The 12897-nt window shown below is 54.0% G+C and carries 12 protein-coding genes; 11 read left to right on the top strand and 1 reads right to left on the bottom strand.

Translation table 11 applies throughout. The annotated features are described in order from the left end of the window. The first annotated feature begins 4 nt into the window (after positions 1-4). From SH467x_RS09670 to SH467x_RS09635, 8 genes are all read left to right on the top strand, one after another. The gene (locus SH467x_RS09670) at positions 5-712 is read left to right on the top strand and encodes a PEP-CTERM sorting domain-containing protein (protein ID WP_482371064.1); all 708 of its coding nucleotides are present in this window, start codon (positions 5-7) and stop codon (positions 710-712) included. 72 nt (positions 713-784) lie between these two features. Continuing rightward, on the top strand, positions 785-925 hold the full coding sequence (locus tag SH467x_RS09665) for a hypothetical protein (protein WP_482371063.1): 141 nt from the start codon (positions 785-787) through the stop codon (positions 923-925). Positions 926-1042: 117 nt separating this feature from the next. Beyond that, complete coding sequence (locus SH467x_RS09660) at positions 1043-1174, top strand: hypothetical protein (protein WP_482371062.1); 132 nt, start codon at positions 1043-1045, stop codon at positions 1172-1174. A gap of 47 nt (positions 1175-1221) precedes the next feature. Then, positions 1222-1353 (top strand): hypothetical protein, encoded by a 132-nt coding sequence (locus SH467x_RS09655; protein WP_482371061.1) that lies wholly within the window; start codon positions 1222-1224, stop codon positions 1351-1353. Positions 1354-1403: 50 nt separating this feature from the next. Next, on the top strand, positions 1404-1535 hold the full coding sequence (locus SH467x_RS09650; RefSeq protein WP_482371060.1) for a hypothetical protein: 132 nt from the start codon (positions 1404-1406) through the stop codon (positions 1533-1535). A gap of 187 nt (positions 1536-1722) precedes the next feature. Then, entirely contained in the window at positions 1723-3189 is a 1467-nt protein-coding gene (locus tag SH467x_RS09645; protein ID WP_482371059.1) for a phosphatidylglycerol lysyltransferase domain-containing protein, read from the top strand. A 43-nt stretch (positions 3190-3232) separates the two neighbouring features. Then, the gene (locus SH467x_RS09640) at positions 3233-4714 is read left to right on the top strand and encodes a DEAD/DEAH box helicase family protein (protein ID WP_482371058.1); all 1482 of its coding nucleotides are present in this window, start codon (positions 3233-3235) and stop codon (positions 4712-4714) included. Next, positions 4671-5909, top strand: coding sequence for a DUF790 family protein (locus SH467x_RS09635; RefSeq protein WP_482371057.1), 1239 nt, complete (start codon positions 4671-4673; stop codon positions 5907-5909). The genes SH467x_RS09640 and SH467x_RS09635 overlap by 44 nt, the downstream gene beginning before the upstream one ends. Before the next feature lie 54 nt (positions 5910-5963). Here SH467x_RS09635 and SH467x_RS09630 read toward each other — a convergent pair whose 3' ends face one another. After that, positions 5964-6896: a TraB/GumN family protein gene (locus tag SH467x_RS09630; protein WP_482371056.1), complete on the bottom strand. Its 933-nt coding sequence runs from the start codon at positions 6894-6896 to the stop codon at positions 5964-5966. Positions 6897-7105: 209 nt separating this feature from the next. Between SH467x_RS09630 and SH467x_RS09625 the strand changes: the two genes are divergently transcribed. From SH467x_RS09625 to SH467x_RS09615, 3 genes are read left to right on the top strand one after another with little or no spacing between them, the layout of a single operon-like run. Continuing rightward, complete coding sequence (locus SH467x_RS09625; RefSeq protein WP_482371055.1) at positions 7106-7822, top strand: TetR/AcrR family transcriptional regulator; 717 nt, start codon at positions 7106-7108, stop codon at positions 7820-7822. Next, on the top strand, positions 7819-8952 hold the full coding sequence (locus tag SH467x_RS09620; protein WP_482371054.1) for an efflux RND transporter periplasmic adaptor subunit: 1134 nt from the start codon (positions 7819-7821) through the stop codon (positions 8950-8952). Before SH467x_RS09625 ends, SH467x_RS09620 begins: the two co-directional genes overlap by 4 nt. 1 nt (position 8953) lies before the next feature. Next, complete coding sequence (locus SH467x_RS09615) at positions 8954-12166, top strand: efflux RND transporter permease subunit (protein ID WP_482371053.1); 3213 nt, start codon at positions 8954-8956, stop codon at positions 12164-12166. Positions 12167-12897 lie beyond the last annotated feature (731 nt).

Raw genomic sequence — 12897 nt, 5'->3', positions numbered from 1 at the left:
TAGCATGCGAAACTCAGTAATACTTTCACTTATTCTTTGCTGGATTACCCCCTCCGCTTATGCAGGGATAATATATGAGATTGGTTTCGATCGAGATGCGTACGATGTAGAGACAAGTGGTGAACAAGCGGTCAAAGTAATATTTCGTGAGATTGTCGATGGGACAGGTACTCCACGCTTGGCATCTGGTGGCCTAAAAGGACTGTTCGCTGCTGGATTTGAGCTCGACTATTCGGTGTCGACTGGGGTTTCTGGCGGTGCGTCGTTCGTTTCCTCCTCTCTAAACACCTCGCTGTTCAGTTTACCGTTCACAACTATTGTAAACAACGAGTCTCAATCGCATCTGCAACTCGATGCGCAAGCCGTCGACATCGATCAAGGTATCGAAGCTGTCCCCTACATGCGTAACTTTAGGAGCATATATGAAGTTGAGATTGTAACGCTTACTTTCCGAAACAATAACCTACCGAACCAAGTATCGACACTCACGCTTCGTCCCTCCGAAATTCCATTTGCGAACCTATTCACCGATGGAATTGAGGTGCCCGATATACAATTCCAAAACGCTCAATTTGGATCGATCACCACTGTACCTGAACCATCATCCATGGTCCTCCTTGCATTAAGCCTGCCCTCCCTCGCCCTTTTCAGACATAGATTTGGAAGAGGAAGTAAACCTACCGGGAAGGAATCGACACCCATCCGTGACTAGATGCGGAGGTACAATTCGCTTTTGGACTTAGGTCCCTGTGTTGTTCAGCTATCGATCTATCGGGGCGAGTCGATGAAAAACTATTTGCCCAAGAAATTCAACGAGGATGCAGCGAGCAATCCCGAGTTCAATTTGAACGTGGTCGAAGGTGGCATCACGTTCGATTACGACATCAAGTACGACGGAGAGATTCCGCCCTTCGTTCCGATGTAGTGAACTGGAAGGTGTCGATCTGTTGTCCTCAACAGATCAGCATCGCCTGACCCACCGAGCCAGTTAAGAATCTTTCCCCCCTGGACGATTGGCTAGAGAGCTTGGGGGAGAAGTGGATTGGTTGATAGAGCGGTGGTCTATAGCGCTGGAACGGTCGAGGACGAGCCGTTCGACATTGTCGATCTGTTGTCCATTGTCGATCTGTTGTCCTCAACAGATCAGCATCGCCTGACGCATCGCGCCATTTAAGAGTCTTTCCCCCGGGCGACTGGCTAGAGAGCTTGGGGAGAAGTGGATTGGTTGATAGAGCGGTGGTCTATAGCGATGGAACGGTCGAGGACGAGCCGTTCGACATTGTCGATCTGTTGTCCATTGTCGATCTGTTGTCCTCAACAGATCAGCATCGCCTGACGCACCGAGCCAGTTAAGAATCTTTCCCCCCGGGACGATTGGCCAGAGAGCTTGGGGGAGAAGTGGATTGGTTGATAGAGCGGTGGTCTATAGCGCTGGAACGGTCGAGGACGAGCCGTTCGACGATGTCGATCTGTTGTCCATTGTCGATCTGTTGTCCTCAACAGATCAGCATCGCCTGACGCATCGCGCCATTTAAGAGTCTTTCCCCCGGGCGACTGGCTAGAGAGCTTGGGGAGAAGTGGATTGGTTGATAGAGCGGTGGTCTATAGCACTAGAACGGTCGAGGACGAGCCGTTCGACGATGCGTAGTCGTTGCCGAAAATTCGAATGCTCGTTCAGTGGGGACTTCGCTGAATGGGGTTCCTTTTGCTATCTTCTAGGGGGTGAGTACCGAAACCCGTCAGCGAGCACTTCGCTTCATTCAACAATATGGTTGGAACAATACCTCGTTCCAGACGCTCGAACCCTTCTTCGAGTATTGGTTCGATCCCAATGAATTGGGCGTGGTCGCTTACTACAAAGCTTGGGGCACCTGGGTCGCGGCGGGTGCTCCGATTTGCCCCCACGACCAATTGATCCCCTGCGCCTTGCGGTTCGTGGAGGCGGCCAAGCAAGCAGGATATCAAGTTTGCTTTTTTGGCACCGTACCCCGATTTGCCGACGAGTGCGGGACACACGCGACCCATGTCAAGATTGGTGAACAGCCCTGCTGGAATCCCATGCTTTGGCGGAGCGATCCCAAACGAGTTCAATCGGTGGACTCCCAATGCCGGCGAGCGGAACGCAAAGGTGTGACCGTCCGACCTGTCCCCGTTAAGGAGATGGCGGACGCCACGTCATTGCCTCGCCAACAAGCCGAACAGGTCATGCGTCAATGGCAGAGATCGCACCGGATGGCCACCATGAGTTTCCTCGTCCATCTCGAGACCTTTTCGTTCGCACACGAGCGTCGTTACTTCCTCGCCCTCCGAGCGAATCAAGGCGATGCGAACGAGGCTGGGGAGCCGGTCGGCTTTCTTTCCCTGGTTCCCGTATACGCTCGAGAAGGATTTTTTCTGGAGGATCTCATCCGTACTCCCTCCGCTCCGAACGGGACCACCGAAGCATTGATCGATGCCGCCATGCGATCGCTTGCCGAAGAGAGCAAGTCCTACGCTTCACTGGGCCTATCTCCCTTACGCAACACCGATTCCTCGCGCTACCCACAGCCCGGCTGGGCCAAGCACTTGTTCGGATTATCCAGGCGACTCTCTACACCGATCTACAACTTCGAAGGACTCGCGGCTTTCAAATCCAAATTCCGCCCCGATGAATGGGAAGAGGTCTACGTCACAGGTTTTCCCAAGTTCCAATTCTCGATGCTGATCGCGGTCTTGATGGCATTCATGCGATCGTACCCGGCCGGATTTGCCTACCACACCTCGATTCGCTTCGCTGCTGCTCAAATTCGCCAAGCCTCCATCACGATGTGGCAGCGTGCAATTCATGTGTTAGCCATCGCTCTCATCCTTTGGACTACGTTATTGAGCCAATGCGACGGCCCGTTTTGGTTCGGTAGCGAATCGTTATTGCGATTCTGGATTGCGTTTGACTGCTTGATGGTCGTCGTCTTACTCGCAATTGGACATGGAATTGTCCGGCGAGCAACGTTTGTGGCTCCTTTGGCTTCCGCTGCACTGTTAGCTGTCATTGCCGATGAAGTTGCGACGGCCATGCACGCCATCGTATTCTTCAGCACTCACTCTTGGGGCTGGCGATATGTTTTCGCCTGGATGATTGCCTTGGTAGGGCCAGCTCTCGCCGCTACCGTACTGGCCGGCTCGCTGATTTCGCTCCGGAATCGACGGTGAAATGGGGTTCTGCCCCGATACTTAGCGAGAATAAAATAGATGGATGATGCCAAACGACGAACTCCCTTCCTTCGATCACACGTCGGAAGAAAATCAGATCGATGCACCCGAAGACCTATCGCATCTTGAGTTCCATCAAGGGACGTTGACACTCGACCGATGGAGTCGAGGAGAGTTGCAAACATTCTTTGGAAACCATCCGTGGACTTGGGATGATAGGGCGAATGTTTGGCGCGCGATGGCGATGCACTACTCGGTCATCCAACGGGCGATCCAAGCCAAATGGGCTCAAGCTCCCTATGGAGTGATTGATTACGTCCCGCAATGGCAATCGATCGCCTTTCGGCAACACCGATTACCAGCGCTCCGCCCCGAACAGCAACAGGCTCTCGATGCTTGGCGGCAACTGGAAGCAGGAATGGTGATCATGCCAACCGGTACTGGCAAAACGGAGGTCGCGTTGCATGCAATACACGCCAGTCGATGCAGCACGCTCGTCGTCGCACCCATCCGCGACTTGATGTACCAATGGCATCGACGCATTGCGCACGGCCTCGACTACGACGCAGGGGTCATCGGCGATAACACGTTCCGAATCAAGCCGATATCGGTCACAACCTACGATAGCGCGTGTATCCACATGCCAAAGCTAGGGGACCGCTTCCAATTCATTATTTTCGATGAATGTCACCATCTACCCGGCGCCACGCGTGGCGACGCAGCTCGCATGACGATTGCTCCCAAGCGATTAGGTCTTACAGCCACACTCGACCAAAGCACCCTACGTTTCGCAACTCTTCGCGATCTAATCGGCCCGGTAGTTTACCAACTCTCGATCAACGAAGTCCGCGGGAAGAGTTTGGCCGACTACGATGTCTTTCGCATACGCGTCCAACTGCAACCAGAAGAGCGAAGCCGATATGACCAGTTGGCCAAAGATATTGCGATGTTTGTATACGAGCGACAGCAGGAAGACGATCGCTTCCAATGGCAACAACTTTTTACTGAGGCGATCGACGATCCACGAGCCCACCACATTCTGTTAGCCCACCGTGAGAAGCAATCGATCGAGGATCGAGCGGTGGAGAAATTGCGAGTGATCGACGACCTACTCCGGCTTCATCACGGAACTCCGATGATCATCTTCGCGGGCTCCAATGCGATGGCGAGGGAGGTTTCTTTAAGATTCCTGATCCCTTGCCTTCTCAGCCATTGCGGAAAGAAGGAACGGCTTGACTACTTAGATGGATTGCGAGATGGTCTCTATCCTGCGATTGTGGCCAATCAGATTTTGGATGAAGGTGTCGACATCCCGGCGGTCAAAGTGGCGGTCGTGATCGGAGGGTTGGCTTCGAACCGGCAATCGCAACAGCGGCTTGGACGGATCCTTCGCAAAACCGGTAACGAGCGCGCCATCCTCTACGAAGTCGTCTGTCACAACACCAACGAAATCAAGAAGTCCAGAACACGTCGAAAGAACGATGCTTACTCGCGAACTCGCCATCTCAAGGATCGTTCAGGGTGAGATCCAGCCCGATCGCTTGACCCGTTCCACCCACTCTGAGTACCTCTCGCTTGCCTCGAAGATGCTCGCGATATACATGAATGGAATCGGCGAGACCCGCAAAGTGCTGCACCGACGGATTCACGAACTTTCGGTCGACGTCCCGCAATGTCCTCCAAAAAGAATCGATGCCTTCTGCAAGCTATTGGACGAACGCGCCGAATACTCTTCCGACTCGCGTGGGGAATCGGCCCGACTTCGTCGACAAGTCTTCCGACTGGCCGCGCCCTTTCAACCGATCTCGGATGAGCTCCTTGCAAACCAAAAAACACTCACTGGCACATCGAGTTCCGTAGCGAAAGATCGCATCGCCGAAATCCTTCAAACCACTTGGAGCGAGATCGAATCCAAACTGTTCCTCGATCTCCCCGAAAACCATCGATTGCAATCTTTTCGCACCTATGACGAACCATCGGGATTATTGGCCAAGTACAACGTCGCGCAAACGCAGGCAGTACTCTACGACGCATTGGGGCTAACAGTCGTTGCACAAGACGACATCAAAGAGGTCTTGCGATATGCCAAACTAGCGAGATTGATGCATCGGATCGAGCGACAGGGCGTGAGCTATCGTATTCACTTCGATGGCCCAGCGTCCTTGCTGCAAAGGACCACTCGCTACGGAGTGGCACTCGCCAAATTCCTACCTGGTCTGCTCGCATGCAAGAACTGGAGTGCAGAAGCTTGGATTCGGAAACCCAAATGGGGCAAGCTCGTTTGGCGAATCGACTCGAACTGCCAATTGAAATCGGAAACAGATCCAGGGAACGAGTTCGATTCCCAGCTGGAAGAACAATTCTTTGCCGACTGGTTGCAGTCTGATACGAAAGGCTGGAGCCTCTTTCGTGAAACGCAGATACTTCATGAGGGACAGCACGTTTTCGTGCCGGATTTTGAAGCAATCCACGTGTCAGGAAAACGCGTGCACATCGAGATTGTCGGATTCTGGACACCGGAGTACTTGGCACACAAACAACGGATGATCGATCTCTTCCCCGATCAGCCGATTGTGCTTTTGGTCCAATCGAGCGTGGCTTCGAAACTAGAACATGCACCGAAGCACGCAGTACTGGAATTCAAAAGGAGAATTCAAGTATCGAAGCTGGTTGGATTCTTGGAGTCTTTGCGCGAGCGCGGGAGTACGCCTATCGGCTGACTGTTAAACGAAAACGGCAGTACGCCTATCGGCTGAGGGGTAAACGAACGCGGGTTAGCGGAGGGGCCAAGCGTCGACCCATTCGGTGGAGACCGGTTTGGCTTGAAAGTCCCTCAAGAGCCGATCGTGCATATCGTTCAAGTGTGCTGCTCCGTAAAAGACAGACAGCTTTCGCTTTCCATTTTCTAACTCGGATTGAAGGACTTCAAATGCTTTGCGATTCCGTTCGGTGAGCAACGTGCTTTTGCCATCCTTGTCCGCAAGCCCCGCCATTTGGCCTTCCATGGATTCGAATTGCTCCGCCATCACGCGGCGCAAACGAATCGGGTCTTTGGAAATCATCGCGGCCATCATGTCGGCTTGTTGTTGCTGCCCCTTTTTGCTCGCCTGGACCGCCAACCCGGCTCCCATCATGCGTGCAAACATGCCTAGAAAACCGTCCTTGCGCTTTTTCATGTCCTCGCCGAATTCCCCAGGACTCATATCGGCGTGCACGAAGTTGCTGGGGGAGTAATCGACTTCATCGAGTTGGAAGCTCAACTCCAGCGCCTCTTTCATACCCGTCTGAAGACCGCTGATGGGATTGAAGCCTCCTTCGGCTCGTTGATTTGGTTTGTTCACTTCCGGATCGGCAACCAATTCATAGAGAACCGAATCGTAGTTGCGGAATCGCTGGTTCAAGTCGCTGTAGTACTGCTTGGTCCCGACGTGCACTGCGCCGATCAAATCGACCGTGGCGCCTTGGAAAGGCCCCGAGACGATTTCGTATTTGGCGATGGCCACTTGCAACGCGCGAGGTTCCGTCCCTTCCTTATCGACTCGGAGAAAGAGCGGTTTTGTTTCCGTCGCTTCCACCTTGACTTCCTGGGCGGGAGCCGAAGAAGTTTTTTTTCCGTTCCGCTGCTTCGTCTCCTGGGCTTGAACCGCCCCCACACTACCTACCAACGACGCCGCAACCAGGACCTTGCACCAAAATCGCATCGCCAAATCTCACTCACGTTAAGGGATGACCAACGCCGCAGGTTGGTCTTCGACCATCTCAAAAACTCCGGGCCTTTGCACAGGGAAACCGGATTACACGAAATTCTAGTCCCCGCTCAAGCCCTTGGCCCAAAACTGCCGAAAATTCCATTGACTTTTCTGACGACTCGTCAAAAAATGACTTCATGGTCGAACTAACAAGAAAACAAAGAGAAATGGAACGTCGCTCGGCAGAAATCCTGAGGGTTTCCCGTCCGATCCTGCTTCGGGAGGGGTTTCAAGCCCTCAGCATGGACCGGGTGGCAGCTCAGATGGAATATGCCAAGGGGACGATTTACAACCACTTTCCGAACAAAGAAGAAATCGTTTTGGCTTTGGCGGTGGAGGCGATGCAGCTGCGTCGTTCGTTGTTCGAGAGGGCGATTGCGACCTCGGCCAGCAGTCGGGTCCGCATGATGGCGGTCGGGGCGGCGTGCGAGTTTTTCACGGAGCAATGCAGCGACGACTTCCTCGTGGAGCAGTGGGTCCGAAACAACAACATCTGGGACAAGACCTCCGAGCAGCGGCAGGCGTTGATCCGCGAGTGCGAAGGGAACTGCATGGCCCTCGTCTCTTCCGTGGTCGCCGATGGAGTCACCGCAGGGGAGCTAACGGTACCCGCCCCCCTCTCGCCTCCTGAGTTTGTCTTTGGCCTTTGGGCCCTCGTATACGGGAGTCAGATCTTGACCCGGTCCAGCCCTTCGCTGGCGTCGATTGGAATTTACGATCCAGTGATTGCCATCCGAGCTCACTGTTTGAATTTGCTCAACGGGTTCGCATGGCAGCCGCTGATGAACTGGTCCGAGTACCAGTCCCACATGCACGATTTGCTTCAAAAACTTCTACCCGAATTTCGCTCGATTCAAGCGGAAAGACAAACGGTTGCACCATGAGATTCCATCGCAAAAGTATCTTGATGATCGCACTAGGAATCGCTGCTAGCGGAATGGGAGCTGCATTCGCCTATCACAATTTCAGCCACGGAGATCACCGCGTCCCGACCAAGTATGTGAGCGAGTTAGAGCAAAACGGATCGGAGTTGGTGGTGCGAGCCTATCGCATCCCAACCGACGGACCTTCGGATTCCGAAGTCTCCTTTACCGGTTCTGTTCAACCGCGTTACCAAACTTCAGTGGGATTCCGAGTGGCAGGAAAGGTGGCCCAGCGGCATATCGAACTTGGTGATTGCGTCAAACAAGGGGACTTGCTATTCAGTTTGGATCCGACCGACTATGACTTGAACCTCCGAGTCGCGGAATCCGACCTTATCTCCGCTCAATCGACATTCACCCAAGCCGCCGCCGAAGAAAAGAGACTTCTGCAACTTCGCAGTACTGGTGCTGTGAGCCTTTCCGAATACGACCTGAGTTTGGCAGCGAGAGATGTCTCTCAAGCTCGGTTGGATTCCGCCCGCAAACGGCTGGAGCTGGCTCAAAATCAACGCGACTATTGCGAGCTGCGAGCTGACTTTGACGGGCTTGTCACAGCAATTCAGGGAGAGTCCGGACAGGTCGTGAACGTCGGACAAACCGTACTGCAACTCATGCAAGGGGAAGAGCTGGAAGCGGTTATCAGCATTCCCGAGAATCGCTTGGACCTGGTCCGAAACCGACGACCTACGATCTCCATATGGTCGCAGCCAGACGCTCGCTTTCCTGCCAAACTCCGCGAGATCGCGCCCATCGCTGACCCGATTTCGCGAACCTACGATGCCAAATTCACGCTTCCAGAAAGCGCTTCGAAACTCTCGATTGGTATGACAGCGACGGTGCATCTTTTTGATTCGAACCCAAGCGATATTCCAATCCCTACGGCAGCGATTGGTAACAGCTTGGACGAGGCCGTCGTCTGGCGCATTCGCGAGCAAGACGGGAGCGTCGAAGCGATTCCGATTGAAGTCGCGCAAATTCGTAACGATACCGCGATGGTTCGCGGTCCTCTCCGGCCAAACGATCTAGTGGTGAGCGCTGGAGTTCAGCGCATTGATGAAAAGGTAAGAGTTCGCGTCTGGAACTCCCAATAACATGAGCACAACCGACGAATCGAGGCGTCCTGGGATATTCAACCTATCCCATTGGGCCGTCACGCACCCCGCTTTTATCTCTTTCCTCATGTTGGCGTTCGGGGCTGCAGGGTTGCAAGCCTATCTCAGCATGGGTCGCGCGGAGGACCCTTCGTTCACTATCAAAACCGGGGTCGTAACAGCTACTTGGCCAGGGGCCACGTCAAAGGAAATACAGGAGCAAGTCGCCGAGGAAGTGGAGGACAAGCTTCGAGAGACCCCCTACCTCGACTTCCTCCAAACCTATTGCCTTCCCGACCGCATGCAAACACTGGTCCAACTCAAGGACCATACGCCACCCAAACAAGTGGCCGATATCTGGTACCAAGTTCGCAAGAAACTTGGCGACATCGAGTCGCGAATGCCTCAAGGAGTGGTCGGTCCTTATGTCAACGACGAATACGGGGACGTATACTCCGCGATCTATGCTTTCCACGGAGATGACTTCTCCTATGCCGAACTCAAACGCGTGGCGGAAACCACTCGCAAACGGCTGCTCCGCGTGGCGGACGTGGAAAAGGTGGACCTCGTCGGCGATCAAGACGAGCGGATCTATATCGAGTTCTCCCACCAAAAGCTCGCTACGCTCGGTGTGTCCCCCCAAGCAATCTTCGATAGCATCCAAAAGCAAAATGCTCTCGTTCGCTCCGGCAGTATCGATACCTCCAACGATCGCATCCATGTGCGCGTCGCTCGTGACTTTGATGGCGTGTCGCAGATCCAAGAAGTCCCCGTGCTAGGAAATGGTCGCGTCTTTCGATTGAAGGACATAGCCGAAGTCAAACGAGGATATGAAGACCCCTCGCTTTTCAAACTTCGTTTCAACAGCAAACCCGCTGTCGCAGTTGGGGTCGTAATGACCAAAGGTGGCAACGTTTTGACCCTCGGTAAGCAACTCGAATCCGCGATGGAAGAGATCACGGCCCAAATGCCCGTTGGCATGCATATGGGGAACATCGCATTCCAGCCGCACGTGGTCGAAGAGTCGGTCGGAGAGTTCATTCAATCCTTCGTCGAGGCTCTGGTGATCGTATTGATCGTGAGCTTTCTCAGCTTGGGGCTGCGCACCGGGATTGTCGTCGCGCTCAGTGTCCCTTTGGTGTTGGCCATCTCGCTGATGATTATGAATGCCATCGGCATGAATTTGGATCGTATCTCCCTCGGTGCTTTGATCCTCGCATTGGGATTGCTGGTCGATGATGCGATCATTGCGGTGGAGATGATGGCGGTGAAGATGGAAGAGGGATGGAACCGCGTTGATGCCGCAGGATTCGCATGGCGATCGACCGCTTTTCCCATGCTGTCCGGAACCCTTATCACGATGGCTGGGTTTCTACCCGTCGGCTTTGCTCGGTCGGCGGCTGGCGAGTACGCAGGGGGGATCTTTTGGGTTGTCGGAATCACCTTGATTGTCTCTTGGTTTGTAGCAGTTATCTTTACTCCCCATCTGGGTGTGCAGCTGTTGCCCGACTTCAAAAAGGGAAAAGATCACGGCGAGCACGTTCCATTTCAAACTCCTTTTCATCGCGCACTGCGATGGCTTATTCGAGGGTGTGTGAAACGCCCCTACGCAGTGGTTTCCATCACGGTCGCTATGTTCATCGCGGCGTTATTTGGCTTTACAAGGTTACAGCAACAGTTCTTTCCACTTTCCTCGCGCACCGAGCTCATGGTCGATGTCAGATTGCATGAGGGCTCCTCCATCCAAGCGACCGAGGCGATGATCCAGTCGGTCGAGCAGCGGATTAGCCCCCTCTTGACCGCCGACGGGGAAAATGAGCCGTTGATCCAACATTTCACGAGCTACGTCGGAGCTGGGTCTGCCCGATTTTTCTTAGCGCTCAATCCCGATCTTCCCAATCCAAGCTTCGGGAAAATCGTGATCCAAACCACGAGCGTCTACGCGCGTGAAGAGCTGCGGACGCGTCTCAAGAAACTGTTTGAGCAAGATGGCCAATTTGCGGACGCTTCGGTGCGGGTGCTCCGTCTGGAGTTCGGACCACCGACCGGCTACCCCGTTCAGTTTCGTGTAATTGGCCCAGATCCATCGACCGTACGTCGGCTCGCGAAAGACGTCCGACAGGTGATGCGGTCCGACCCTGCGGTCATCGATGTGAACTTGGAATGGGACGAACCTGCGAAATCGGTGCAAGTCGACATTGATCAAGACCGGGCACGACTGATGGGCCTGACTCCGCAAGAAGTAGAACTTGGCTTGGAAACTCTCTTGTCAGGAACGACCGTTTCTCAGTTTCGCGATGGAACCGAAACCATTCCGGTCGTTGCCAGGGCTATTAAATCGGAACGGGCATCGATAGAAACCTTAGGTAACCTCACGCTGTTCACACCCACAGGCAAAGTGGTTCCGATCGAACAAGTGGGAAAGATTCGCCCCACTTTTGAAGAACCGATCGTTTGGCGGCGGAACCAAGAACGGATGCTTACGGTCCGATGCGACGTGGCCGATGGATTCCAAGCACCGGACGTTACCAACCGAATCGAAAAGGAACTATCAGAACTCAAAAGCTCGCTTCCTCCAGGCTATCGAATCGAAGCTGGTGGGGCTGCAGAAGAAAGCGTGAAGGCGAACAAGGCCCTGTTTGCTATGTTCCCTCCTATGATCCTTATCATGCTCACCTTGCTGATGTCGCAGGTGCACTCCTTCAAAAAGATGATCCTTATTTTCGGGATCGCCCCCCTCGGCTTGATCGGTGCCGTCGCGTCGCTGCACTTTTTCAATGCCCCGTTCGGATTCGTCGCACTTCTTGGTGTCATTGCACTGGCGGGAATGGATATGCGGAACTCGGTCATTCTCGTGGATCAGATCGAGCAAGACATCGCTGGCGGATTGAATGAATGGGATGCAGTCATTGAATCATCCGTCCGCCGAGCACGACCAGTGATTCTTACGGCAGCTACCGCAATCTTGGCGATGATCCCATTGACCCGGAGTGTCTTCTGGGGCCCTATGGCTATGGCAATCATGGGCGGACTGTCGATTGCTACTTTCTTGACCCTCGTCAACCTGCCCGCGCTTTATGTCCTCTTTTTCCGGATCAAACCGTCCCTCTCGACCGAAGCCTCACCCGTCGTCAACGGGCAAGTGCATCCACATGTTCCGACGGGGCAAGAATCCGGGAACGAATCCCCTCGACCGACTCCCGCCTTCGGATAATTCCCAGTCCCCCCACTTCTTTTCTTCCCCTTTGCGCCGCTGCGCCGTGGCGCGCAACGATCCATTACGAAGGGGAGGTTTCTCGCAACGGCGCAACGACGCCAAGGAGTTGAGGGAGGAAGAGAAAGGGAATCAAAGGGATAGGGGGAGCTAAGTGAGGAGATAAGTCCGAGGGATTAAAAAGTTATCGACAACCTACTTCATCCACAGCCATTCCCAGTCCCCCCACTTCTTTTCTTCCCCTTTGCGCCGCTGCGCCGTGGCGCGCAACGATCCACTACGAAGGGCGAGGTTTCTCGCGACGGCGCAAAGACGCCAAGGAGTTGAGGGAGGAAGAGAAAGGGAATCAAAGGGATAGGGGGAGCTAAGTGAGGAGATAACTCCGAGGGACTTAAAAGTTATCGACAACCTACTTCATCCACAGCCATTCCCAGTCCCCCCACTTCTTTTCTTCCCCTTTGCGCCGCTGCGCCGTGGCGCGCAACGATCCATTACGAAGGGGAGGTTTCTCGCGACGGCGCAAAGGCGCCAAGGAATTGAGGGAGGAAGAGAAAGGGAATCAAAGGGGATAGGGGGAGCTAAATGAGGAAATAACTCCGAGGGACTTAAAAGTTATCGACAACCTACTTCACCCACAGCCATTCCCAGTCCCCCCACTTCTTTTCTTCCCCTTTGCGCCGCTGCGCCGTGGCGCGCAACGATCCATCGCGAAGAGGAGGTTTTTCGCGACG

The sequence above is a fragment of the Brakhagea slesvicensis genome (assembly GCF_052161625.1).
Lineage (GTDB): Bacteria > Planctomycetota > Planctomycetia > Pirellulales > Pirellulaceae > JBKCUI01.
Note: the sequence above shows the minus strand (reverse complement) of the source record. Positions and strands in the feature narration are given on the sequence as shown.

What these genes read in the sequence shown, in the direction of transcription:
- SH467x_RS09670 (WP_482371064.1), top strand. Translation starts at nt 5, where the DNA reads ATGCGAAACTCAGTAATACTTTCACTTATTCTTTGCTGGATTACCCCC.
- SH467x_RS09665 (WP_482371063.1), top strand. Translation starts at nt 785, where the DNA reads ATGAAAAACTATTTGCCCAAGAAATTCAACGAGGATGCAGCGAGCAAT.
- SH467x_RS09635 (WP_482371057.1), top strand. Translation starts at nt 4,671, where the DNA reads ATGCTTACTCGCGAACTCGCCATCTCAAGGATCGTTCAGGGTGAGATC.
- SH467x_RS09620 (WP_482371054.1), top strand. Translation starts at nt 7,819, where the DNA reads ATGAGATTCCATCGCAAAAGTATCTTGATGATCGCACTAGGAATCGCT.
- SH467x_RS09640 (WP_482371058.1), top strand. Translation starts at nt 3,233, where the DNA reads ATGATGCCAAACGACGAACTCCCTTCCTTCGATCACACGTCGGAAGAA.
- SH467x_RS09615 (WP_482371053.1), top strand. Translation starts at nt 8,954, where the DNA reads ATGAGCACAACCGACGAATCGAGGCGTCCTGGGATATTCAACCTATCC.
- SH467x_RS09625 (WP_482371055.1), top strand. Translation starts at nt 7,106, where the DNA reads ATGGAACGTCGCTCGGCAGAAATCCTGAGGGTTTCCCGTCCGATCCTG.